Annotated in this window: 21 protein-coding genes and 4 pseudogenes; 15 read left to right on the top strand and 10 right to left on the bottom strand. The window is 70.2% G+C overall.

Annotated features, from left to right (window positions below):
* The first annotated feature begins 207 nt into the window (after positions 1–207).
* A complete protein-coding gene (locus tag ACWCYO_RS24345) occupies positions 208–747 on the top strand; it encodes a TetR/AcrR family transcriptional regulator (RefSeq protein ID WP_270150605.1) in 540 nt (179 codons plus the stop codon).
* A 67-nt stretch (positions 748–814) separates the two neighbouring features.
* Here ACWCYO_RS24345 and ACWCYO_RS24340 read toward each other — a convergent pair.
* Positions 815–1856 (bottom strand): annotated as a pseudogene (locus tag ACWCYO_RS24340) (integrase core domain-containing protein).
* Positions 1857–2685: 829 nt separating this feature from the next.
* Between ACWCYO_RS24340 and ACWCYO_RS24335 the strand changes: the two are divergent.
* Positions 2686–4062: a multicopper oxidase family protein gene (locus tag ACWCYO_RS24335; RefSeq protein ID WP_449785374.1), complete on the top strand. Its 1377-nt coding sequence runs from the start codon at positions 2686–2688 to the stop codon at positions 4060–4062.
* A gap of 16 nt (positions 4063–4078) precedes the next feature.
* Here the strand turns inward: ACWCYO_RS24335 and ACWCYO_RS24330 are convergent, their stop codons facing one another.
* Entirely contained in the window at positions 4079–4315 is a 237-nt protein-coding gene (locus ACWCYO_RS24330; RefSeq protein ID WP_449785373.1) for a hypothetical protein, read from the bottom strand.
* 644 nt (positions 4316–4959) lie between these two features.
* Here ACWCYO_RS24330 and ACWCYO_RS24325 point away from each other — a divergent pair.
* Together ACWCYO_RS24325 and ACWCYO_RS24320 are read left to right on the top strand one after the other, a co-directional pair.
* Positions 4960–5193, top strand: coding sequence for a hypothetical protein (locus tag ACWCYO_RS24325; RefSeq protein WP_449785372.1), 234 nt, complete (start codon positions 4960–4962; stop codon positions 5191–5193).
* Between the two features lie 46 nt (positions 5194–5239).
* Positions 5240–6121 carry a dioxygenase family protein gene (locus tag ACWCYO_RS24320; RefSeq protein ID WP_449785371.1) on the top strand — a complete coding sequence of 294 codons (882 nt, stop codon included), beginning with the start codon at positions 5240–5242 and terminating at the stop codon, positions 6119–6121.
* 218 nt (positions 6122–6339) lie between these two features.
* Here the strand turns inward: ACWCYO_RS24320 and ACWCYO_RS24315 are convergent, their stop codons facing one another.
* Positions 6340–6468, bottom strand: a complete 129-nt coding sequence (locus ACWCYO_RS24315) for a hypothetical protein (RefSeq protein WP_270150600.1) — start codon at positions 6466–6468, stop codon at positions 6340–6342.
* Between the two features lie 453 nt (positions 6469–6921).
* Here ACWCYO_RS24315 and ACWCYO_RS24310 point away from each other — a divergent pair, with 453 nt between their 5' ends.
* The gene (locus ACWCYO_RS24310; protein WP_449785370.1) at positions 6922–8229 is read left to right on the top strand and encodes an RICIN domain-containing protein; all 1308 of its coding nucleotides are present in this window, start codon (positions 6922–6924) and stop codon (positions 8227–8229) included.
* A gap of 103 nt (positions 8230–8332) precedes the next feature.
* On the opposite strand, the gene ACWCYO_RS24305 is transcribed toward ACWCYO_RS24310, so the two are convergent.
* Complete coding sequence (locus ACWCYO_RS24305) at positions 8333–8548, bottom strand: hypothetical protein (RefSeq protein WP_449785369.1); 216 nt, start codon at positions 8546–8548, stop codon at positions 8333–8335.
* Positions 8549–8605: 57 nt separating this feature from the next.
* Complete coding sequence (locus tag ACWCYO_RS24300; protein ID WP_270150597.1) at positions 8606–9181, bottom strand: TetR/AcrR family transcriptional regulator; 576 nt, start codon at positions 9179–9181, stop codon at positions 8606–8608.
* A 152-nt stretch (positions 9182–9333) separates the two neighbouring features.
* Between ACWCYO_RS24300 and ACWCYO_RS24295 the strand changes: the two genes are divergently transcribed.
* The 5 genes and pseudogenes from ACWCYO_RS24295 to ACWCYO_RS24275 all read left to right on the top strand — a co-directional run bounded on the left by ACWCYO_RS24295 (position 9334) and on the right by ACWCYO_RS24275 (position 14263).
* Positions 9334–10179, top strand: a complete 846-nt coding sequence (locus tag ACWCYO_RS24295; RefSeq protein WP_449785368.1) for an SDR family oxidoreductase — start codon at positions 9334–9336, stop codon at positions 10177–10179.
* Positions 10180–10223: 44 nt separating this feature from the next.
* On the top strand, positions 10224–11138 hold the full coding sequence (locus ACWCYO_RS24290; RefSeq protein ID WP_270150594.1) for a nuclear transport factor 2 family protein: 915 nt from the start codon (positions 10224–10226) through the stop codon (positions 11136–11138).
* A 301-nt stretch (positions 11139–11439) separates the two neighbouring features.
* Positions 11440–12075 (top strand): annotated as a pseudogene (locus ACWCYO_RS24285) (sigma-70 family RNA polymerase sigma factor); the annotation flags it as partial.
* A pseudogene (locus ACWCYO_RS24280) lies at positions 12065–12655 on the top strand (transposase); the annotation flags it as partial. The pseudogenes ACWCYO_RS24285 and ACWCYO_RS24280, both read left to right, overlap by 11 nt.
* A gap of 726 nt (positions 12656–13381) precedes the next feature.
* Positions 13382–14263 (top strand): hypothetical protein, encoded by an 882-nt coding sequence (locus tag ACWCYO_RS24275; protein ID WP_449785367.1) that lies wholly within the window; start codon positions 13382–13384, stop codon positions 14261–14263.
* Positions 14264–14366: 103 nt separating this feature from the next.
* On the opposite strand, the gene ACWCYO_RS24270 is transcribed toward ACWCYO_RS24275, so the two are convergent.
* Positions 14367–14861, bottom strand: a complete 495-nt coding sequence (locus ACWCYO_RS24270; protein WP_270150589.1) for a hypothetical protein — start codon at positions 14859–14861, stop codon at positions 14367–14369.
* A 544-nt stretch (positions 14862–15405) separates the two neighbouring features.
* A complete protein-coding gene (locus ACWCYO_RS24265) occupies positions 15406–15933 on the bottom strand; it encodes a hypothetical protein (RefSeq protein ID WP_449785366.1) in 528 nt (175 codons plus the stop codon).
* Between the two features lie 261 nt (positions 15934–16194).
* Here ACWCYO_RS24265 and ACWCYO_RS24260 point away from each other — a divergent pair, with 261 nt between their 5' ends.
* The 3 genes from ACWCYO_RS24260 to ACWCYO_RS24250 all read left to right on the top strand — a co-directional run bounded on the left by ACWCYO_RS24260 (position 16195) and on the right by ACWCYO_RS24250 (position 18055).
* On the top strand, positions 16195–16470 hold the full coding sequence (locus tag ACWCYO_RS24260; RefSeq protein WP_270150587.1) for an HU family DNA-binding protein: 276 nt from the start codon (positions 16195–16197) through the stop codon (positions 16468–16470).
* Between the two features lie 898 nt (positions 16471–17368).
* The gene (locus ACWCYO_RS24255; protein WP_270150585.1) at positions 17369–17599 is read left to right on the top strand and encodes a hypothetical protein; all 231 of its coding nucleotides are present in this window, start codon (positions 17369–17371) and stop codon (positions 17597–17599) included.
* Between the two features lie 42 nt (positions 17600–17641).
* Positions 17642–18055: a nuclear transport factor 2 family protein gene (locus tag ACWCYO_RS24250; RefSeq protein ID WP_270150584.1), complete on the top strand. Its 414-nt coding sequence runs from the start codon at positions 17642–17644 to the stop codon at positions 18053–18055.
* A gap of 855 nt (positions 18056–18910) precedes the next feature.
* Here ACWCYO_RS24250 and ACWCYO_RS24245 read toward each other — a convergent pair.
* On the bottom strand, positions 18911–19801 hold the full coding sequence (locus ACWCYO_RS24245) for a hypothetical protein (RefSeq protein ID WP_449785365.1): 891 nt from the start codon (positions 19799–19801) through the stop codon (positions 18911–18913).
* Between the two features lie 386 nt (positions 19802–20187).
* On the opposite strand from ACWCYO_RS24245, the pseudogene ACWCYO_RS24240 reads away from it, so the two are divergent.
* Positions 20188–20328 (top strand): annotated as a pseudogene (locus tag ACWCYO_RS24240) (transposase); the annotation flags it as partial.
* Positions 20329–20352: 24 nt separating this feature from the next.
* On the opposite strand, the gene ACWCYO_RS24235 reads toward ACWCYO_RS24240, so the two are convergent.
* Together ACWCYO_RS24235 and ACWCYO_RS24230 are read right to left on the bottom strand one after the other, a co-directional pair.
* Entirely contained in the window at positions 20353–21480 is a 1128-nt protein-coding gene (locus ACWCYO_RS24235; protein ID WP_449785364.1) for an integrase core domain-containing protein, read from the bottom strand.
* 256 nt (positions 21481–21736) lie between these two features.
* The gene (locus ACWCYO_RS24230) at positions 21737–22189 is read right to left on the bottom strand and encodes a hypothetical protein (RefSeq protein ID WP_270150578.1); all 453 of its coding nucleotides are present in this window, start codon (positions 22187–22189) and stop codon (positions 21737–21739) included.
* Positions 22190–22496: 307 nt separating this feature from the next.
* Here ACWCYO_RS24230 and ACWCYO_RS24225 point away from each other — a divergent pair, with 307 nt between their 5' ends.
* Positions 22497–23672 (top strand): SCO2583/SCO2584 N-terminal domain-containing protein, encoded by a 1176-nt coding sequence (locus tag ACWCYO_RS24225; protein ID WP_449785363.1) that lies wholly within the window; start codon positions 22497–22499, stop codon positions 23670–23672.
* Positions 23673–23674: the final 2 nt, after the last annotated feature.

The raw sequence follows: 23674 nt of genomic DNA, 5'->3' as shown, positions 1-23674 counted from the left end.
GTGATGGGAAGAAGCCGCTTGGACTCCAGGGCACCCCGTCCGGTCGGGGACCGCCTCGTGCACGGCGATGCCGCTTCCGCGGGCACACGCGATGCGGAGCCGCGGATCAGAGCGATCCCGGCCCTTACGTACAATGAGGCTGATACAGAGCAGATTACTTAGATACATCGATGTGTCAATAGAGGCATTGGGGGTTTGGGCGCGACCATGCGTACCGACGCGACAGAAGTGCTGGAGTCGGCGATCCCGATCCTCGCCAAGGACCGGGCGGCCTCGATGCAGTCCATCGCCACACGCTCGGGCATCAGCCGGGCGACCCTGGTCCGCCTCTTCCCCACCCGCCAGCACCTGGTACAGGCGATGGCCCAGAAGATCCTCGACGACTGCGACCGGATCCTGACACGGGCCGAGGCCGACACGGCCGCCATGGAACACGTCCTGACCGCACTCGTCGCCGACTACCCGCCGTTCGCCCAGCTGTGGAACCTCGTCTACGTCGAACCCGACGTCCTGGGCATCCCCGAGGCCAGCGCACGCGCAGAGACGATCTTCACCCGGACCGTCGAGCTCATCCAACGCGGCCAGGACGCCGGACTACTGCGTAAGGACATGCCCGCCACCTGGCTGGCCTCGACATTCTGCGGCCTGGCCGAGACCGCCTGGGAACTTACTCTCGAAGGGCACATGGGCCAACGCCAGGCTCCCGACTTCATCGCCACGATCCTGCTGCGTGGCGCGGCTGCCTGAAGCGCCAGGCCGTGCGGTGGATGGCCCAGTCCCGGCTGTGTGGGTGCCGATAAATCATCCGGCGTGGTCACGCGGCATGTTGGTATTCGTGGAGGGTTCCGCCCAGTCGGTCTCGCCGACGGACCACCAGACGTCTGATCTGTGCTGGTTCGTTGATCGGTTCGGGTAGCGGGCGGAGTGGCGCGGCTTGCTTCAGGGTTCGGTGCGGCCGGTGCTCGTTGTAGAAGGTCTCGAACTCGCGCAACGCGTGGAGGAGATGGCGCTGGTTCCGGATCAAGGTGCGGTCCAGCAGCTCGCGTCGGCAGGTCTGTATCCAGCGCTCCATGACGGAGTTCATCCGCGGTATCCGGATGCCGGTGGCCACGACGCTCGGGCCGGCGTGGGCCATCAGGGCGTCGAAGGAGGCCGTGAACTTCGAGTCGCGGTCCCGGATCAAGAACCTGGCCTTGTTACCCGCGTCCTCGAGGTCCATGAGCAGGCTGCGTCCGAGCTGCACGACCCTCCCCCAGCCTCCGGCCGGGAGGTGCCCCCATCGCGGTGGGGTGTGCGGTGGCGCCGAGGATCCGGACGCGCCGGGTGCCGTGCTCGTACAGGCAGGCTCCGGCCAGGGTACGGGTCTCGAAGAGGTCGCAGGCGAGCAGGGCCTCGGCCTGGCCGCGCAGGAAGTCGGCCCAGGTCGCGCCCTGCCGCTCGGGCGCTGGTGGGATGCCGTGCTCGCGGAGGATCTCCCAGACGGTGGAGGCGGCGACCTTGATACCGAGGGCCGCGAGTTCACCGTGGCTCCGGCGATAGCCCCACGAGGCGTTCTCGCGCGCGAGGCGCGGGACAAGGGCGCGGATCGACCGGACCGTGGGCGGGCGTCCACGGCGCTTGGGCACGCAGGTGGTGGAGTGGTGCCGCTTGAGCAGGTCGCGGTGCCAGCGCAGGATCGTGTCCGGGCGGACCAGGAGCAGAACGTGCCGCAGCTTTCCCACCGGGAGGCGGTGGAGCAGACCGGCAAGGACGACACGGTCGGTGTCGGTGAACCAGGGCTTGCCGACCTGGCATAGCAGGACCAGCAGTTGGTGCCGCAGCGCCAGGATCTCGATGTCCTTCTCCCGAATGCCCATCAGCAGCAGCCGCAGCAGCGCGAAGCTGATCGTTGTTCGAACTCGATCGGGCAGACCGCCCGCGCTGCGCAGCCATGACGCCAAGGTGGTGGAGCCCTGGCGGTACCGCAGAAGTCCGGCAAGCGCACGAAGGGGCGCAGCGCTGAGGCTGCTTCCGGGCCTGGTGAGAGCTGGTCCGGGGAGGGTGGGACGGGCGGCGCGGGGGCGTTCACGCTGCCGGTTCGGTTCCAGGCGCCGGTGGACGAGAACGTGCTGGCGTTGTTCATCGCCTCGCGGGTGATGACGGGTGAGAATCCACCTGGTCGTCCCACGGGCCGGGGCGCTGGGTGATCCGGTCGCGCCCTTGGACCGAACCGGCTAAATGCACGGCGACCCCGATAGGTGTGATCGTCCGGGGTGGGAGAAGGACTGCTGCGCGATGCGTCTTCAGGCGCGCGTCGCCAGCGGGTAGCGGAGGTGTGGCATGGCGAAGACGGCGTTCGGCCGACGGCCCCGGACTCTGGGCGGCCGTTTGCTGGCGGGGCTCGCGGGCGCGGCCGTCATCGCGGCCGGCACGGTGAGTGCACCCGTGTCCACCGCCCGGGCCGACGACGATCCCCCAACCTGTGCCCCGTCGCCCACGCCACCGTTCTTCATGGACGAGGCCCAGCAGCCACCCCTCGCCGAGATGGACGGGCCTGACCACTACACGGTCACGGCAGCAGTCCACTACACCCATCGATTCGCCAGCTCCTGGCCACCGGTGAAAACGCTGGCATACAGCACGGCCAATGCCTCGACGGACTACTCCGGCCCCGAGATCGTGACCCGAGAAGGCCACCCCGTCGACGTGAAAATCGTCAACGCCCTGCCCCCGGCCGGGACCCCCATCTTCCCGTTCGGCCAGCCGAACAACGACAACCCCGCCAACCTCCACCATCACGGCGGCCTGCAACCCGCGCCCAGCGACGGGGTGCCCGCCCCACTGGGAGTGGAACTGCCGCCCGGCGACTCCTACACCAACCACTATCCGAACGACCAGGCCGCGGCGCCCCTCTTTTACCACACCCACACCGACAAACTCACCGGCTACCAGGCGTACCCCGGGCTGGTCGGATTCTCCCCGCACACCGACGAGCGGGAACGACACTTCGGCCTGCCCAGCGGAGAGTTCTCCAAGGAATACGAACTGCAGGACAAGTCGTTCGCCCCTGCCACCAAGCAGCTGTGCTACACCAACTTCGGAGACCTCCCGGTCATCAACGGCACGATCGCACCCAAGCAGCAGGTCGAACCCAGGCGCTACCTCTTCACCCTGCTGAACTCTTCAGCCAACCGCTTCTACCACCTGAGCCTGCGCCAGGTCGGCGGACACCGGGGAAACCACCACGGCCTACCGCCGCGCATGACCGTGGTGGCCAGCGACGACGGCTACCTGCACCACCCCGCCCAAGTCGACGACCTCCTCATCGCCCCCGGCGAGCGGTACCGCGTCGTCATCGACTTCACCGGCCACCACACGCAGCAATGGGTCCTGGCCAACGACGCCCCCGCCCCCTACCCAGGCCCCAACACCGCACCACGCATCCCCCAACTGATGCGGTTCGACATCGGCACGGACGTCACCTCCCCGGACCACTCCCGCATCCCGGGCACCCTTGACGAGACCAACAACCGCGAGCCCCTGTCCGCCAAACTACGTGAGGCCCGCCTGCGCACCGTCCAGGCCGGCGTGGGGGACGTGCCCGGCGCTCCGCAACTCGGCGACAAGGACCGGCTCCTGAACTACGAAGACCCGCCCACCGAGACACCACAGCTCAACTCCTGGGAGGTGTGGGCCATCCGTAACCACGGTGCCAACGCCCACCCCATCCACCTCCACCTCCTGGAGATGCAGCTCGTCGGGCGCTGGCATGTCGGGCAGTGGGACGACAACGGAAAGCCCGTGCCCTCCTCGATCGGGCCGTTCGAGCCCGCACCCGCCTACGAGTCCGGCCCCAAAGACGTGTTCATCGCCCCGCCGGACTACATCACCGCCTGGGTCGGCAAGTTCACCGTCCCCGGAACAGCCGTGTGGCACTGCCACATCCTCCCGCACGAGGACGGCACCACGACCAACGGCAAGATCGAGATGATGCGCCCCCTCGTCATCGGATCCGAACCACAGACCCAGCTACCGCGCGTCGGAACACTGGAGCGACTCGACCGACTCGTGCGCCAACCATGAGTGACGCCCTATATCGTCAGGAGACGTCGAGGGAGACGTCGTTGCCAGGGGAAGGAGGGCAACCGAGGTGGACGGCCTTCTCGACGAGTTCCAGCGGGGAGCCCTCTTCCCCCCGATAGTGCCCCGGCACGTCCAGCACGGGCGCAGCGCGGGCCTTCTCCAGGCGCTTGCGGGCCTTGGCGGCGGCCTTCTCCTGGCGTTCCTCGTGCTTCTGGCGATAGGACCAGCAGCGTCGCCAGGGCGGCGGGTCCACTGGCCGTGGAGCCCGTACTCCCAGGTGCTCTCCTCCTTCGGAACCTGGCCGCAGTCGGCACAGGCCAGGGAGTCCATCAGCTCCTGGTGGGCCTTCTGCTGCTCGTCCTCGCGGACGGCCCGGCGCTGGTCGTAGGCAGCGCGGTTGTCCGGGCTGTCCAACGTCTCGACCAGGGAGTGCCGGCCCGAGCGGTACCGGGCCGCGAGCTCTGGTCGGCATCCGGCGTTCAGGCCGTCGAGGACTTCCCCGACGGCCTGCTCCGTCACGTGCGCCGGGGCGGTCAGCCGAAGTGGCGGACGAAGACCTGCGACTTGCCGTTGGCGTCGCCGGGCACGATGCCGCCGGCCGCGGACTGGAAGACCACGTCCCGTCCGTCGGCGCTGACCGCGTGGACGCCGGCCGAGGCGGGCTGGTCCGAGACGGTCCTGTCGGTGTCCGTGCGCAGGTCGCGCAGAACCAGCGACGCCCCGGTCGTGTTCTTGGGGGCGTACAGCAGGTAGCGGCCCCAGGTCGCTGAAACGGCCCCTGATTGTGCACCGGCGTCGGGTCAGGGGCGCGAGAAGGCGGAAGCCGCCGGTTCGAGGCGAAGATGATCACTCAACGTGCCCTGCCATCGCGTCGCGGCCGCGGATCAACGTCACATCTTGGCAGAATGCACAGGTGCAGCCCCTGCCGGTTCCCTGCCCGCCCACCTCACCCTGGCCATCCTCACCGAGGCGGGCTGGGACAAGGTCGTCGCCACCGCCCCGGGCCACGTCGAGGAGGTCCGCCGCCTCGTCCTCGACCCGCTCACCCAGGCCCAGCAGCGCACCCTGCGCGCCATCGGCCAGCGCGTCAACCAGGCCGTCGACCCCACCGGCGCCTACCGCCTGGACTGACGATGCGTCCCACCCCCCGCTCCGCCCCCGCCGCGGAAGGCTCACCGTGCCCTCGATACTCCATCCCGCCGTGCCCGCCGGCGCGTACGACGAGTTCCTGCCCGGCGCCCTGCGCCGGGCCCGCGACCAGCGCGACTGGACCCCCGCCGACGGCCCCCTGCCCGCGCTCTACGTCAGCCACGGCGCCCCGCCCCTGCTCGACGACGGCCCCTGGCTGCGCCAGCTCCTCGACTGGGCCCAGAACCTGCCCAGACCCAAGGCCGTCCTGATCGTCTCCGCCCACTGGGAGCACGCGCCGCTGTCCCTGTCCGCGCCCGCCGCGCACACCCCGCTGGTCTACGACTTCGCCGGGTTCCACCCCCGCTACCGCCAGGTGCGCTACGACACCCCCGACGCGAGCGCGCTGGCCCGGCGGGTGGCGGCGATGATGCCGCACGACGAGCCCGTCCACCAGCATCCGCGCCGCGGCCTGGACCACGGCGCCTGGCTCCCGCTGATGGCCATGTTCCCGCTCGCGGACATTCCCGTCCTGCAGCTGTCCATGCCGACCCACGACCCCGCCCGACTGCTGGACCTCGGCGCCCGCCTGGCACCCCTGCGCGAGGAGGGCATCCTCGTCATCGGCTCCGGCTTCATGACCCACGGCCTCCACGCGATTACCCCCGACATGCTCTTCAAGGGCGCCGTGCCAGCCTGGTCCTCCGAGTTCGACGCCTGGGCCGCCGAGGCGTTGGCGCGCGGCGACGTCGAAGAACTCGCCGCCTGGCGCGACCGCGCACCCGGCATGCCCCACGCCCACCCCACCCCCGACCACTACACCCCGCTGTTCATCACCCTCGGCGCCGGCGGCGGCCCAGAACGACCCGTCACCACCGCCATCGACGGCTACGTCCTCGGCTTCGCCAAACGCTCCTTCCAGACCACCTGACCCCCAGCGGCAGAACCGCGCGCGGAAAGATCACGCAACCCCGGGATCCGCCAACCTGGCCGCAGGCGCGGTCCCGGGTCATCCGTCAGACCGGACGGACGTCAGGGGAAGACAGGACCGAGGAGCCGGCCCTCGGACCGGCGGATGCCACGCTGCAGTGAAGCGGCCCGACGACCCTATCTATGCGCGGCTCCTGCGCCGCGCACCCGTGGCATGGGTCAGCTGCCGGCCCTCTCAACGGCGCGCAGGGCCTCCACGAGCGCGGTCTGCCGCTCGGTCAGCTTCCCTCGACGCGGGCCCCGCCTGGCCGGGGCGTGCGCGGCCACCACCGTGGCGGCTGCGGCCACCCCGGCTCCATAGCGAGGTCAGGTCTCCAACGGCACCTCGGCGTAATCAGCCTCCTGCCCGGCTCCTTCGCCGGCCCGTCTGAAGCAACGCGGCCGGCAGGCTTCACGGTGTCCGGCAGCTGGCCGTTCCCGGCAGTGCCGGCCGCTGCAAGGCCGAATCAGCGAGAGCACCGGACAGGTCGTCCGGTGCTCCCGCGCACGGTCTCGGAAGCGAGGGCAGCGTGTGCCGGCCGTCGGGATCGGTGCGGCGAGCGGCTCGTTCGAATCCCACCCGGCGGCCGCCGCCAAGGCGGCGGAAGCGGCCACCGCGAACCCCGGGCAGCTCGGGGACCCGGCCTCGGCCACCAAGGCGGCGGGAGCGGCCACCCGAGGCACGACCGCAGGCCCGCACACGACGACGGCAACCACGTCCCGCTGACGGCCGTTCCCAAGAGCGATCCGGCCAAGGGACTGGTGTACACCGGGCTGGTCGTCGCGCCGGCCAACGATCCCTGCGCGGGCGAGCTCAAGAGCGCGGACGGCCTGTGCACCCACGGACCCGATGCCGCTCCCGACGGCGTGGACATCCACAAGAGCGTCCCGCCGGTCGTGCCCGCCACCGCGCCGACCCCCGGCCCCACCGGCGGATCGAGCCCGTCGCCCGCAACCACCGATCTGCCGCAGGGCACGGCGGCCTGGGACATCAGGACCCTCCCCGGCCAGGGCGGCTCCACACCGAGCCCGTCGAAGACACCCACCGGCACGGGCAGCCCCACACCGAGCCCGTCGAAGACACCCACCGGCACCGAGGTGGTCTGCGACGGCGACGGCACCACCGGCAACCGGGTGCAGGTCCTCTACGTCCACGGCCCGGACCACGACCGGTTCGCCGACTACCGGGACTCGATCAAGCACTGGGCGGCGGACGTGGACGTCATCTACCGCGCGAGCGCCGAACAGACCGGCGGCAACCGGCACGTCCGGTACGTCACCGACTCGAACTGCACGGCCAGTGTGCTCGACGTCGAGGTCTCGGCGGCGGCACTGGGCAACTGGAGCGCGGCCAACGGTGAGGTGGTGGACAAGGGGTTCAACCGCCGCGACCGCAAGTACATGATGTTCACCGACGCCCAGGTGTACTGCGGCCTCGGCAGCTTCGCCAACGACGACCGGGCCGGCCAGGACAACCCGAGCAACTTCGGCCCCTCGTACGCGCGCATCGACTCCGGCTGCTGGGGCGCCCACGCCGCGGCACACGAACTCGGCCACAACCTGGGCGCGGTGAGCAACAGCGCACCGGACTCCAGCGGACGCTCGCACTGCACGGTCAACTGGGACCTGATGTGCTACCCGGACGGTGGCGGCAAGCCGATGACCACGAAATGCTCCGACTTTCTCAACAGGGACCGCCTGGACTGCACCAAGGACGACTACTTCAACACCGACCCCAAGCCGGGCAGCTACCTGGCCTCGCACTGGAACGTGGCGAACAACCAGTTCCTGATCGCGGACGCTCACGCGCTCCCGGAGATTTCGATCCGCCAGCTCACTGCGACCGAAGTCGACTTCGGCTGGGGGAAGGCCGAGGGCGCGAAGGGGTACCGGCTCGTGATCAACGGCCAGGCCGGGGCCCTCATTCCAGCGGGCCCGTACTCGAACTCGACCGTGATGCCGGGCCTTACGCCGAACACCGACTACACGCTCGCCATCGAGGTCGTCGACGCCAACGGGAAGAGCTCCGCCCCGGGCCGGGCGACCAGCTTCCACACGCCTCGCGGCTAGCGGCCGACCCGACCGGACGGACCAGGACTGGTCCGCCCAGCCGGCCTTCCGATCACCCCGTGCCGCCTGTGGAGTAATCCCACCCCACGGGCGGCACGGCCCATCACCCTCGCCCGTCGCCGACATCGGCGGCGGGCGACGGGCCGTTGCTGCGGCGGCTGCCGTCCGGCCCACCGCCACCGACGGCGAGGACGTCCAGGCTGCGGCGGATGCCGTGGTCGCGCCGCGAGTCCTGCGTAAGGGAGTTGATGTCATGGCCGAGTCGCCAGAGGGCGGACGTAGTGGCGATCGCCTTGAGGCCGGGACTGGCGAACGCCACGCTCCAGCGGCGCCCGGTGCCGGTCCGACGGGTCCGTGCCGCGCGTGCGGGGGCGGGCTATCGGTCCGTGCCGTGGCGGAGCCCGTCGAGGAGCAGGTCGAGGAGGCGGCCGGCCCGTTCACGCTGGTCGGGAGCGCTGGTGACCAATGCGACGCCGGCGAGGCTGAAGCCGACGTCGAGGGGCTCGACATCCGAGCGCAGGAGACCGGCGTCGGCACCGGCGTGCAGAAGGGTGGCGACCGCGGTGCCGAGCCTGTCGAGCGACTCGGCGAAGGGGTCCGCGCCGGAGGCGACCGCGGCCCGCAGGGCGTCCGCCATGCCGTGCTTGGCGGCCAGGTAATCGATGAACCGGTCCATCCACAGCCGCAGCGCCTCATCCGCCGGGTTGACGGCCAGCAGCTCGGCGGCGCTGTCGCAGACCCGGGCCAGCTCGTTGCGATAGGCCGCCTCGACCAATGCCTCGCGGGTGGGGAAGTGACGGTAGAGCGTGGCCGAGCCGACGCCCGCAGCCTTGGCGATCGCGTCGATCGCAACGTCCGCGCCCTTCTCCGAGAAGGCGCGCACGGCCGCTTCGAGGATCCGCTCCCGGTTGCGGCGGGCATCGGCACGCAACACGCTCGGCTGGGCGGTCAAGGCAGCTCCTTTCGTCAGGTGATCAGTCTACCCAGGAAACCGGGGAACTCCCCGGTTATTGCCAACCGGGGAGTTCCCCGGTTACCGTGGCAGAGCAAACCGGGGAACTCCCCGGTTGCTGGCTTCGCCCCTGAGCTCCAAGGAAGACCCTCATGACCTCCCCGAAGACGGTTCTGATCACCGGCACGTCCTCCGGTATCGGCCTGGCCGCCGCGATCGGCGCCGCGCGGGCCGGCTGGACGGCCATCGCGACCATGCGCGACACCGGCAAGGCCGACGCGCTCCTCAAGGCCGCCGCCGAGGCGGGTGTGGCCGACCGCGTCCAGGTCAAGCGCCTGGACGTGACCGACCCCGGGAGCATCGCCGCATGCCTGGACGAGGTGATCGCCGAGCACGGCCGCCTCGACGCGCTGGTCAACAACGCCGGCGCCGCCCAGGTCGGCACCATCGAACAGAGCAGCCTCGACGACGTCCGCGCCGCCATGGAGGTCAACTTCTTCGGTGTCGTGGCCGCCACCCGTGCCGCCCTGCCCCACCTGCGCGCCTCCCAGGGCCGGGTGATCACCGTCAGCAGCGTCGGCGGCATCGTCGGCCAGCCCTTCAACGAGGCGTACTGCGCGGCCAAGTTCGCCGTCGAGGGCTTCATGCAGTCTCTCGCTCCCGTCGCCGCCACCCTGGGCGTCGACGTCACCGTGGTCGAACCGGGCGCGGTCGCGAGCGAGTTCGTCGCCAACCTCGGCCTGGACGTCCCCGCCCTGCTGGATGCGGCCGGCCCCTACGCCCCGGCCCTCAAGGCGTACATCGCCCGCACCCGGCAGTCCTTCGGCAACGCCCAGACCCCCACCGAGGCCGCCGCCTCGATCATCGACGCCCTGACCGCCGACCGCCCGCCCTTCCGCGTCCAGACCTCGCAGTGGGCCCGCGACTTCGTCGCCACCACCCTCGCCGACCTCGACGGCTCCGCCGTCCAGACCCTCACCAGCGCCTGGGTCCGCTGAACCACCCCGGAAACCGAACCACCCCCGTAACAGGAACACCGATCATGCCCGAGCCCACCGCCCTCGACACCCTCCGCGCCACCCTCACCGCCGGCTCCTACGAGCACCGCGCCCTCACCGTGGTGCACCGCTGGTACTCCGGCTACGAGACCGCCAACCGCGACCCCGACCACCAGGGCGAAATCGTCACCGAGGACTTCACCCTCCACCGCCCGCCGCAGAGCGGACAGCCCGACGTCCACGGGCGCCAGGCCTACCTGGACTTCTTCGCCGCCATGGACCCGGCCCAGGCCAACGCCCACCACCTGCGCAGCCACGCCATCGAGCACACCGGCCCCGACACCGCCCAGGTCACCGTCACCCACGACTTCGAAACCGCCGGACCGGCGATGAACGGCTCCACCCTGCTGCAATACGACCTCCAGCTGGTCCAGCACCCCGCCGAGCGCCTGCCCCGGATCAGCATCTGCGACCTGCAGGTCCTCGCCCGCCAGGACAAGCCATTCACCGACGCACTCGTCGAGAACCGCGTCCTCGCCTTCGTCCACTACTGGTGCTCCCTCCTGGAGCAGCCCGCGGACAGCGCCGAGGAGCTGCGCGAACTGCTCCACCCCGAGCTGGCCATGACCCTGCCCGACGGCCGGGTCCTGCACACCTTCGACGAGGTAGCCGCCTGGTACGCGCAGGCGGGCGAGCTGGTCGACGTCAGCACCCACCATGTGATCGACCCGGTGATCACCCCCGGCGAGGACGGCGACCACCGCCTCACTGTCGACTTCGCCTGGGAAGGCATCAGCCGCACCGGCCAGCCGATGACCGCCCGCACCCGCCACGACTGGACCCTCACCGACACCGGCGAGCGCTACCTGCGCCTCAAGCGCTTCCACGTCACCGCCCTGGAACCCTTCACCCCGGTCACCGCCGAAGAAGCCCTCGCCCACCACGACGCCGCACGCTGAACCGGCCTGTGGGCCACAGGCGTGAGGCCGCCCCGGCATACGGCACGCGCCGCACCGCCTGGCCGCTGCCGTTGGTCATGGAGGGGTCCGACACGGGGTTCTCACCTGATGTCGCCCGAATGATCACGAGGTGTCGGCTCCTGCGCCGCAGGAGCCGACACCTCGCACCACGCAGCCTTGCCACCACTGGGCACGTGGCCGGTCCGCACACGCCCTCCAGGCAAGGAACCCGCACCGGCGGGCCATGTCCCCTCCGGTGCACACACGCGGGAAACGATCGACCACAAGGGGAGGACGCCGGATGCGAATAGGCAGGGAAAGCAGCACGGAGACGGTCACCGCAGCGCAGGCCCAAGACGCGGCGGCCCAGGAGCGGTTGATCGCCGACCACCTGCCGCTGGTCTACAACATCGTCGGCCGCGCGATGGACGGCCATGGCGACGTGGACGACGTGGTGCAGGAGACCATGCTGCGCGTCGTCCACTCCCTGAACACACTGCGTGACCCGTCCTCCTTCCGGTCCTGGCTGGTGGCGATCGCGATGAACGAAGTCCGTCGCTGCTGGACGACCCGAAAGGCGGCACCCGTGCCAGGACTGCAGGAACTGGCTGAAGTCACCGATCCGGCCGCCGACTTCGTGGACCTGACCATCCTGCGACTCGGCCTGACGGGCCAGCGTCGCCAGGTCGCCGAAGCCACCCGCTGGCTGGACGAACGCGAACGCGACCTGCTCTCCCTCTGGTGGCTGGAGACCGGCGGCGAGCTCACCCGCGCCGAACTCGTGACAGCCCTCAACCTCACACCCCAGCACGCCGCCTCACGGGTCAAGCGAATGAAAGAACAACTGGAGACCGGCCGCCTGGTGGTCCGGGCCCTGACCGCCGAACCACCGTGCACCGAACTGTCCGAACTCACCGCAACCTGGGACCCAGTTCCACCCCTCCCTCGAACGCGTCCTCGGCCCGCACCTGGACCACCCCGCCGTCACCCACCTGCTGGAACAGCACGGCTCCCCTGCCGCCCTGCGCACGGCCGGCCGACGAAAACTCGTGACCCTCATACGGCCCAAGGCCCCACGCATGGCCGAACGCCTGATCGACGAGATCTTCGACGCGCTCGACGAGCAGACCGTCGTCGTCCCGGGCACCACCACCCTGGACACGGTCGTGCCCTCCCTGGCCCGCTCGCTCGCCGCCGTCCACGAACAACGACGCGCCGTCGAAGCCCAGATCGCCGAACTGCTGGAGGCCTACCCTCTTTCCAAGGTCCTGACCTCGATGCCCGGAGTCGGCGTCAGGACCGCCGCCACCCTCCTGGTCACCATCGGCGACGGCACCACCTTCCCCACAGCAGCCCACCTGGCCTCCTACGCCGGCCTCGCCCCAGCGACCAGATCCTCCGGATCCTCCATCCACGGCGAACACGCCCCCAGGACCGGCAACCGGCTCCTCAAACGAGCCATGTTCCTATCCGCGTTCGCCGCCCTCCACGACCCCGCCTCCGAAGCCGCCGCTGACGGGGACGCCGTGGACGGGGACGCCGCGGACTTCCGGTACGCCAACCTCGCCGTCCGCAGCAAGCTCATCGGCCAGATCCACGACAAACAGCTCCCCGCCGCCGTCTCGATGGGCGCCGAACTCGTCACCCTGGCCGGCGGCCTCAACGACGACGCCGCAGGCGACACCCACCCGCTATTCCCCGAAGGGGCCGCCGGGCCCCTGCCGAAGGCTCGGGCCCGGGTCCTGGCGGAGCACGGGAACTGGATCCTGTTCACACCGGACGCATCGCTCGCCCTGACCGACCTCGGGATCCTTCTGCGTGACCAGCGGGTCGGGGAAGCGCGGCTCACACGACCGCTCTTCGTGAAGGAAGCGTGGCTGGAGTCGGAGTACTACCGGGACCGCCTTCCGCTGGAGGGTGTCACGGCCTGAGCAATCAGCGGCACGGCGCCAACTTGCTTGCCGAACCATCACCAACCGACCGACACCTCGCTGAATCAGCGACAGTTGTCTTGCTGACCCACCCAGAGAACCGCACGTCGAGTAGCGCTGTTAGTGACAAGTAGCGTGCTGAGTCACACCGCTGAACCGCCGGCGCTCACCCGTAGCCGGGCAACCAGCCCACACAGTCGGGGGCGGTGTCCGGGCCCACGGCCGAACTGCGTAAGGTGACGGCCGCCTCAGCCAGAGGTGATCGTCTCGAAGGGGAACAGTGCGGTACCAGCGATCCAGGGCGGGCAGCGTGTGGCAGACCGTCAGTGGCTCAGGGCGGCCTGGCGGGCGCGGGCCATCCGGGAACGGCGGGAGGCCGCGGCTGCCGCAGTTGCCAGGCCACGGCGGCCTCGCCGGACAGCCGCCGGTCTACTGACCGTCGCCGCGGCGTTCGAGCTGGTGGTCCTGGTCTGGTTCATCGCCCTGCTGCCACCGGCGTTCCACGATGCCGACCGGTACCGGGCCGCCCTGCCGTGCCCGGCCGCCGTGACCCGGGGCGACTGTCTGGCCGTCGGCACCGAGGTGACGCTCGAGGTGCATGCGGAGGTCGGCAAGGACCCGGACGACCGGATCGTGGTCCAGGCGCCCGGCGGGGACGGCCGGGAGAGCATCCGCCTGCACGGCACCGAGCCCGTACTCAGCCGAGTTCACCCCGGCGACCAGGTCGAGGTCGCCCGATGGAAGGGCGAGCCGGTTTCGGTGGCGCTGTCCGGACGTCGGCAATACGCCGAGAATCTGCCGACCGACGGCCCGTACATGTTCCTGGCCGGGATCACCAGCGTCGGCCTGATACTCGCGGCGACGCTGTCGAAGGCCCGCCGCAGCCGGCGCGGCGACACCGGCTCCGCATGGGACCGCGGTCCGAGCTGGGCGCTCACGATCCTGGCGGCCGTGGCCCTGATGCTCGGACTGCTGGGTGTCTGGCTGCAGAGCTTCACCGTGCAGTTGCTCCTCGAAGTGCTGGTGGCCGGCCTCGGCGCCGTCAGCCTCCGCCCGCCCCGCCCGGCACCTCCCGAGCCCCTCCTCCCGCCCCGCCCACGCTGCCCTCGTCACCCGGCCGTACGGCTGCGCAGCGTCCCGCCGGGCAGTCTGGTCCGGCGAAAGCCACCACGGCTGGGATGGGGGCGTCGGTAGCTTGTTGTCGCAGGCCCAGGCCGCCTCCCTGACAAGTCGCGGCCAGGGCCTTGCTCTGTTTCGGCCCGGACCGGGGAGAGCGCGAAGCGGCCTGAGCGAGGACCTACAGGCGGCGCGCTGGCAGATCCTCGCGGGCTCGCCAGAAGTCTGCATCGCGAGGGTCGGCCAGCCACCCCGTCATGCGCTCGGCGCATGCTTCGAAGGCATGGGGCAGCGAGATCTCGTCACCGACGGCGAACTTGAGGACGTCGCCATCGTGGGTGCTGTGATCGCTCTCGCACCAGCAGCCCACGTTGACCAAGGCGGTCACCTCGTGCCGGCCTTGGTCCGTCCAGCCCACCTGGAGCTGGAATTCCAGCCAGTCGCCTGGACCCGACGGCCGAATGTCGCACAGGAGCAGGATCACTTGTGTCCGGCACTGAGGGCCTGTGAAGACCGCGTGCTCCGGGAACCAGTCCCATCCCTTGGAGGCGACCTCGGACTGAGCTGCGGCGACACTGTGAGCGGAGCGCTGAAGCGATTCGATGCCGGTGGCGGAAAGTTGGGGGAAAAGCATACTCAGGGGGACGTCGTCGAAGGTGCCTTGGCCTATGTACATGAACTGATCATCCGGTGCCCCCCCGGAACGAACCTGGTCGGCCTGATAGCGGTAGGACTCGGTGCCGGTCTGAATCAGGGCCCCAACCCTCGCCGCAGCCCCACCAGTTGCTTCCGACCCACGTCGTCGACGGTCTCGACGGCCAGCCCTCCACTACCGGATGCGGCAGACTGCCCGTCAGGCCGCCCACTCGGACACCCGTCTCTGATTCGATGCCCTGATTCGCGGGGACACGCGGCCCGGCCGGGCCCGGGAACGACGGGGGTACGTTCCACGGGCCCAGCCGGGGGGAGGCAAGCAGCGCCGAGCCGCGGCGCGGCTGCTCTGGCCGGCGGCCCGGTGGTGCTGTGGTGGGGCCGCCGTGCCGGGAATGCTAGACCCGCCGACCAGCCGATGGCCAGGGCCTTGGCCTGCGATCTTTCGGCCGCGCGCGATCCACCGCACCGGCCGGCGCAGAAACATGTACAGGCGCGGCGCCCGGTCCGCCGCGTGCGCCGTCCAGACCCCGGCCCTCGGCGGGCAGGGACACGACGAGCCGTCGGCCTCAGGGCGGCTGGTCCGAAGCCAGGGGGATCCGGCCGACGTCGAGTACCCCGTAGGTCGGTACCCCGGCCTGGTAGATGCGCCCGGCGTCGCGGACCTGAACGTCCGGATCGAGGACGCCGCGGAACCTCGTTTTGGTGAGGGTGCGTTTTTGGAACGCGAGGACGAACGCCGGGGTCATGGGCACGCCGAGGTAGGCCAGGGCGGGGGCCTCGGGTCGCGTGGGGTCGAGCGCGGTGCCGTCCGCGGTCGCGCACCATGCGTGCGCTTGTGCCGTGCCGTCGGCGGTGAGCGCGTATCCCTCGACGTATGCCGCGCCGGGCAGACGGGCGGCGATGCGCAGCGCGTTCGGGTGGCATTGGCCGCAGGAGCCGCGGCGCGGGGCCCCGGAGCGTGGCCATGGTGCGGGGGCGAGCAGGCGGCCTTGGGCGAGCACGATGCGGGCTGCCGGGGAGCCGGGGGTGGTGGCCAGGGTGGTGACGGCGGTGACGAGGGCGTGGTCGTGGGCGGTCAGCAGGTCGGCTGGCATGTGGTCGAGTCTGTGTCCGGCCCGTGAGCGCGGCGAGTTGACGGACGTGCTGCTGATCCGGGTGAGGGATCCGGCGGCACCGGCGCCGGTACGCTCTGGGGCGGCTGACGGGCGCGGACGGGCTGGACGGGCGGGTTGAGCCCGGTCGGGGCCCTGTCTGCGACATGGGCCGTCGGCGCGCCGTGCCTTTACTCGCGCGGGATGCCCGAGTTGTCTGGCAGCATGCCGTGGACACCGATTCCATGGTCGAAAGTGGGCGTGATGAACCGCACCGAGCTGGTGGAAGCTCTCTCCGTCCGGGCGTCCGTCAACAAGAAGGACGCCGACGCCGTCCTCTCGGCGTTCGCCCAGATCGCCGGGGAGGTCGTCCAGCAAGGCGCCGAGAAACTGATGATCCCCGGCTTCCTGACCCTGGAGCGCACCCACCGCGCCGCCCGTACGGCCCGCAACCCTCAGACCGGGGAACCGATTCAGATCCCGGCCGGCTACAGCATCAAGGCCACCGCCGGCTCCAAGCTCAAGGACGCCGTGAAGTAAGCCCGCCACGGACGTCCGGGACTCGTGGCCCCGAGCGTCAGAGACGGACCAGATCATGCCGAGCTGCTCCAGCATCTCCACCCGGTAGCGCGCCAGGCAGCGGGCGGCGATGTCGCGTACGCGGGATGCCGGGGCCGCGGGTGATCTGGGGCAGCACGCGGGCGCGGTCGGTCGGAAGGTCTACTGCCGCTCGGTCGCGTGCCGTTGTCCATGCCTCCACGATGGGACAGGTGTTTTGAAGCTCCTTGCCGGTCCACGGATCCGGCCCCCGTTGTCGCCGTCGGGCTGGCGACCAGACCGTGCAGCGCGAGATCGCCGAGCGCCTGCCGCACCGCCTTGTTCGAGGTGGCCGCAGGGCACAGCAGGAGTTGGAGCTGGTCGGCGGTGGCGACCTTGAGGACGCCGTGCGCGCCGAGGACGTCGGCACGCAACGCGGTGGTCGAGCCGTTGGGTTGGCGACACCGCGCCGGTACGCGGCCCATCCCGGCCGGGACGGCTGCGGCGGTCCGACGGCGTCGCCCTGGTCATCGTGGTCGCCGGACCGGGCGGGACGCTGAGGGGCGCTCACGGGCGACTCCCGGTGGTCGTGGTCGGCTGCTGCCTCTCCGGGATATCCGGCTCCTCCGACAGCGGCCAAGCCCGTCCCAGGCCCGCGCGCCGCACCCTCTCCAACCATCCCTCTCAGGCCCGCCGCCACCCCCGACCAGCGCGCGGCGGGCGGTGTTTCTCCCTCGGGGGCTTCGGCGTCCTGCCCGTCCAATCGGCGGAGGTGGCGTAGTCCCTGAGCGCATCGCGGGAACGTGACAAGGTCGAAGAAGGGCACCTGTGGCGCTGACCTCTGCAGTCGGGCCACGACCCGGACTCGCTCCTGCATACTCCCGAAACCGGGTTGAAGCTGATGCGCTGGCGCCTTCGTCGGCTGAAGGACGAGGGTCTGGTCGAGTCCGTCGTCCTCCCACAGGCCGCGCGGCAGCGGGCCTGGTTCCTGACCGAGCGGGGCGTGCGGATCGTCGCCCGCTTCCCGGAGCTGCGGCACGTGGCCTCCCCGCCGCTGGCCGAGGACGAGACCGACGATTTGGCTGTTGAGGTGTTGTGCCGGTTGATGGGCGGAGTGCAAGTGGTGGGGTGAGAGCATGGGCTGTCGATTTGGCCTGACCTCGAGTGAGTGATCATGACTGCAGCTGAGCTTGTGTCGGCTTATCTGTCGGCACTGGAGCGGGCGGATGCCGAGGCGGTCCTGGAGTTGTTCGCGCCTGGCGCGATGGTGCACTCTCCGCTGTACGGCCCCCGACCGGCCACGGAGTTCTATCCCGAACTCTTCGCCGATACCAGCCGGGCGAGCCTGACTCTGCTGGGGGTGGCGGAGGGTCAGACGCAGCAGGGGGCCGCGCTGATCTCGTTCTGGTTCCACTTTGACTGGCGCCTGCCGTCCGGAGCTGCCGCGCCGTTTGACGTGGTGGACCTGGCTGAGCTCGCCGAGGACGGCCGTATTGCCACGTTGCGCATCGTGTACGACACCGTTGACGTCCGTCCGGCGTTCGAACGCGAGACGGGCAGTTCGTGGCGGGCCACCACAGATAGTTGAGGTACCGGAAATCCCGGTGAGAATGATCACGGTCCGGTCGGCACGAGCGCGCTGACGGCCGGGGGGACCAGTGGAACAGCCACACCGCGTCCTGGCGCGCCTTGCGCCGCCCACCCGGCAGCAGGAACTCGCCCTCGGTCGCCCAGTCGGTCACGGCGCCCGCCCCGCCCGGCGCCTCCGGCGCGGTGCCGCCGAGGACGAGGGCCAGCACGGTCTCGTTGACGGCCATCGCGTGGGCACCGGAGCGCCCCGGTGCCCCGAGCGGTGCCGCCCATGTCGGAGCGGGGCGGGCCGAGGACGTGCCCAGCCGCCTCCAGCCCGGCCGTGCCCTCCAGCCAGCCACGTCTTGTGCCGCGCTTTGGTGTTGCTGTCTGCTCAGACCGGATCGGTGGGCAGGACGCAGTAGGGGTGGACCGCGATGCGCATGGGCGGTTCGGCGAGCAGGCCGGTGATCTCGTCGCGCAGTTCGTCGGCCAGGGGCTGTTCTCGTAGGCGTCCTTTGCCTCGTGGCTGCGGAATACCAGCCCCTTCACCTCCCGGTCGGCCGCGCGCTGCGGGCACTCCAACCGGTCCGGACCGGCGTTCTCGGTCAGCTCCAGCTCCAGCTCCGAGCCCGCCTTCCCGCCGATCGAGCCCCGGCACGTCCAGCACGGACGCAGCGCGGCGCTCGCCTCCCGGGCGGCTTCCAACTGTTCTTCGGCCTCCCGTTCCAGGTGCTCGGTGTGTGCCTGATGGCAGGGCCAGCAGCGGCCGCCGGGGCGGCGGGTCCACTGCTCGTTGCCGTCCGGGCCGTACTCCGCGGACCGCGAACCCCTGGAGCTTGCGCCCCAGGGGTTCACAGTCCGCGCTGGTGGCTCAGCGCTGCTGGGCGGCCTTCACCTGGTCGAGCTGCTTCTTCACCAGAGCCTGGTCCGGCTGCGGCACGGAAGCCTTCGCCATGTCGCCGATGCCGATCACGACGTCTCCACTCCGGACGAAGGCATAGGAGAACTCGGCCGACGTCTCGCCGGCCTCGGCCACCTTGAAGGTCAGGGTCGCGTCGCCGAGCGTCGGGTAGCTCAGCTTCGACACGGACATCGTGATCTTCTCGTTGCCGTTCCCGGGGACGGAGCCGGGGATGCTGGAGCACGACCCGAGCGCGGCCGCGGCGGACGAGAAGGCCTTGTCACCCTGGCCGGCACCGAACTGGTCGAGGTGGATCATGACCCCGGTGCCCGAACCGGTCTTGTAGACGCCCTCCACGCCCGCGGTCGGCTTCGTCGCGGCGTTCATCTCGTCCATCAGGTCGAGCACGGGCTGACAGGCGGCGTTGTCCGCGACCATCTTGCTGTCACCGCCGGCCGGGCCGGTTTTCGCGTCGGTGGCGCCCGGCACGTCGGCCTTGGTCAGCAAGGCCTTGGTGAGCTCATCGGTCGACAGGCTCTTCGCCGGACCCGGCTTGCCCGTCGGTGCGGCCGTGCCAGTCGGAGCCGGCTTGCCCGTCGGAGCGGCCGTGGCGGTCGGTGCGGCCGTGGCGGTCCCGGTGTCGCTCGGCTCGGGGTTGTTGGGGCCGCACTGGGCGGCCATGGACCCGAGGAGAGCGATCGGCAGAACAGCCGTCACGAGGAAGCGCTTGTGCGAAGCACGCATGGAGAAGTGTCCCCCTTGAGTTGGATCATGGTACAACTGCCGTGCCGGAGCCCGGTCATGATGCTCGCCGAGACCCCCGCCGCAGTGATCAGCAGCGATCCCTGCATGGGCCTGCAAGCCTGCATGAGGGATTCGGGCCGTTCCACGGGGGCGGATGCCGCCCGCGTGGTTGGGCCACCGCGCTGAGGCGCCACAAACTACCGCAAATCTTCGGCTGATGAGTACAGATGATCATCCGACAGCTGGAAGTCATCTCATGTGGAGAGTCTGTGGACTCAAGGCGGACTCACAGCGGACTCACCTGAGGGTTGCGGCGATGCTCGCGAAGGCTCGGCGCAGCCGCGCCCCACGCGGTCGGCGCGGGGCGCGGCTGGTGCGATGCGGTCAGTAACGCCACCAGACCTTCTCGTTGCTGGCCGAGGCGCAGGGGTAGGGGCTGGGCTTTGCCCGTGACGTGGACACCCTGACACTTGGATCTTGACGATCCAGGAAGGGAAGTCCGGGTGGGACGTCCGTCGAAGTACTCGGACGAGTTCCGTCGTGATGCCGTCGCGCTGTACCGGGTCTCGGAGGGCTGGCGCACGTTCGCGGCCGTCGCGAAGGAGATCGGGGTCAACCACGAGACCCTGCGGAACTGGGGACGGGCCTGAAGGGTGTCAAAACTCCGATCAGGCCGCTGAACTGGGGGTTTCCCTCGGGCTGCGAGGCGACTGGATCGGGGCGCCGTGGTACTCGTTGAGGAGTCCGCCGAGTACTCGACGGCACCGGATTGCCGCAGCGGGCAGCCGGATGACGTTGGGTTCGTCGTCCGGGGCCCGCAGCTCCAGGCTGCGGTGGGCGCGGCCGGTGTTGTAGTGCTCGGTGTACTCGGCGAGAACGGCGCGTAGGTGCCGTTCGCCGATGATGAGCAGTCGGTCGGTGCATTCGGCGCGCACGGTGCGTATCCACCGCTCCGCGAAGGCGTTCGAGCGCGGGCTCTGCGGCGGAGTCGGGATGACGGTCGTGCCGTTGCCGGCGAAGACGGCATCGAAGGCAGCCGTGAACTTGGAATCGCGGTCCCGGATGAGGAACCGGAAGCCCCCGGCTCCGTCTCCCAGGTCCACCAACAGGTTCCGGGCGAGCTGCGCCACCCACTCCCCCGTAGGGTGCGCTGTGACACCGAGGACATGGACACGCCGGGTCGTGGTCTCCATGACGAAGAAGACATAGAGGCGCTTGATGAAAACGGTGTCGACGTGCAGGAAATCGCAGGCCAGAAGCGTGCGAGCCTGGGCATGCAGGAAGGTCCGCCAGCTCTGCCGGGAGGCGCGCCGAAGTGCGGGCGGCAGTCCGAAACGGCGAAGGACTCGGCGGATGGTGGCAGCGGCGACCCGATGACCGAGCCGTCGAAGCTCGCCATGGACGCTGACGTAGCCCCAGGTCGGATTGTCCGTGGCCAGGCGCCGGATGAGCGCGACGAGTTCGTCGGGCAGCGGCGGCCGACCGGGCCCGGCCGGTGGCTGTCGCCACTTCCAGCGGACCAAGCGCCGATGCCAGGCCGGCAGCGTGCCCGGGGCGACCAGCCGGTGGCGGCGCAGCGCGGTCGGTAGCTTTCGGGCCAGTGCGGAGAGCACCGCACGGTCGGCCCACGACATCCGTGGTCGCTCGATCTGGCGGCGGAGCAGGGCGACCTCGTGACGCAGGACGAGGATCTCGGCGTTTCTCGCAGCTGACGAGAGCGCCCCAGTAGTGTCAGCCAGTCCAACACCCGGCAGAAGATCAAGTACAGCAGTCGCAGACCCACGAACCGCGATCATGCCCGTGAGGCGACCGCTGGCAAAGCCGCTGCTCAGCCACCGTACGGCAGCAAAGACACCCTTCAGCGGACGAGCAGGCCCTGGCCGTTCAGGTGGCGCTGGCGGGTGAGCCAGGAGATCAGCTGGCTTGACGGGGCGAAAGCGGCACCTTGACGGGGCGAAACTCACCAGCGGCCCGGCCGTGGGCAACACCGACCAGCTCCAGTCGAGCCGGCTACGGCCGGAGTGGCGTCTGATTACTGGCGGATGGTGCCGCTCACCACGGGTTCAGGCCGTAGCGGCCGCACGCCCCGAAGAGGTACAGCTCAAGTTGCTGGCCGACGATGCCCTCCTTCTTGGCGGTGTACTCGGTAAGCAGCCGCATCTGGTAGATCAGGCCATCGGGCATCTCCACGCGGGGCTGTCCGGAGGGCAACGCGCCTGGGCCGATCTCTAGGAGTACGAACATTGCCATGGGCCCCGGCTGAAGAACGGCCAGCTCTGCCGGGTAGGTCCGTTTGAGATCCTCTAGGTAGGCCTGAACCTGCTCGACGCTCTCATGACCGCTGAACGCGAACTCCATGACATTGCAGAAGAACGCGCAAGCCACGCCAAGAAAGGCGTTCCCGGCGACAGCGATGTCGGCCTCGCACTCCCCGGCCCGCTTTCCATGTAGGAGCATGTCCTGCAGCGCTCGGTGTGCTGCGTCGACCTGCTGTCGGAGCGTCATCGTGGCCCCCTTGATGAGTGTCAGTCAGCCCATCTGCCGTCCCATCATCGCGGCTTCTGAAGCCGAGGGACAGGGGTCGGGGGCGCTACGGCCGTGACGGTGTCCCAAGGCCACCAACTGGCCGCGAACTGCCTGCGCGCCATCCTGCTGAGCCGCATGGATGGGCCTTGGCCTTGGCGTGGAGCACCCGCGCCTCCCACCACGGATCGTCCGGAGCCGGGCCAGGCCGTTGTCACGGCCTAACGCGGAATGCGGTGTTGCGGCCGGTGCCGGTGACGCGGGGCACCCGAGGGCTGAGTGAGCGTCGGTGTCCAAGCCACAAGGCGTTCCGGGCCACTTCGCCGGTCGGTGTGTCCGAACGGGCGGGCATACTGGCGCCGTGCCAACCCCCGGGGAACCCCACCAACCCCCTTCCCGTGAGCCGGAGCCGATAGCGCCGGGCCGGGCGACACCCGACCCGTTCGAGGGGCGCGTCATGGATGAGCGGTTCATCAAGGACGCCGCCGTCAAGGAGCCTGCCGCCCGGACCCGGGTGCTCGCCGCGCGATGGCGGCAGGAGCCGCCAGTGGACCCGGGTGGCCGCCGCTGGGCGCCGGGGGCGGCCTCCGGCGCGGCCCGCTCGCGGTGGATGCGGCCCGGACACCGGCGCACCGCGCTGATCGCGGCCGGCGCTTTCGCGGCGCTGCTGGCCGTCGCGGTGGGGATGGACCCGGCCGGTCTGCTGAACGGCAGCGGTCGGTCGGCGCGCGACCCGTGGGCCGTGCCCGTATCTCCCGAGCCGGCCGCGGACGTCGCGCTGCCCGGCGGCGGGGTCTCCGACGGCACCAGGTGCGGTACCAAGGGCTTCCACCACTTCAAGCCAGCGCCCGCGTCCTTCACCTTCGCCGCCGGACCGCAGTCGGACGCCCCGCCGCCGGGACCGCAACTCGTCCTCAGCTCCTACGGGTTCTCACGGACCTCGCAGAAGGACCCCGGGCACTTCACCATCGGTCTGGGGCTCGGCCCGGGCCCCGGCGCCGGCGACCGTGCGCTGGACCTGTCCGCACCGCTCGGCCCGCAGGGCGTGGCGGTGGAGATCGAGGGCCCGGACGGCCTGGTCGCCGGGGCCCACGGGCTCCCGCTCATTTCCTCTTCACACTCCCGTTCCACCCACGGATGTTCATGCACCTCTGGACAATCCCATAGCTTGCCGTTTAACCTCTCGGCCGCCGGAAATCGAACGCTGTCGGCCAACCGGGTGTGGGACGATCCCGGCATGCTGCTGATTGCTGACGGAGTCACTCCGGTCCCGCGGATGATGCTGGTTGACGATCTTGAGACCGATAGCGGCGGCTTCTGTGAGCTGGACAGTCCGCTCTTCCTGGCGATCGGCGACCGGATCAGCTTCGATGGCCGAAGCCTGTCCGTGACACGAGCAAACGGCGAGACCTTCTCGCCCAGCGGCGAGTGGGGAATCCGCTGCCGCCGAGGTCCCCGAATCTGAGT

The organism is Kitasatospora sp. NPDC001683 (assembly GCF_053596495.1).
This window is presented reverse-complemented; position numbering and strand designations above follow the sequence as displayed.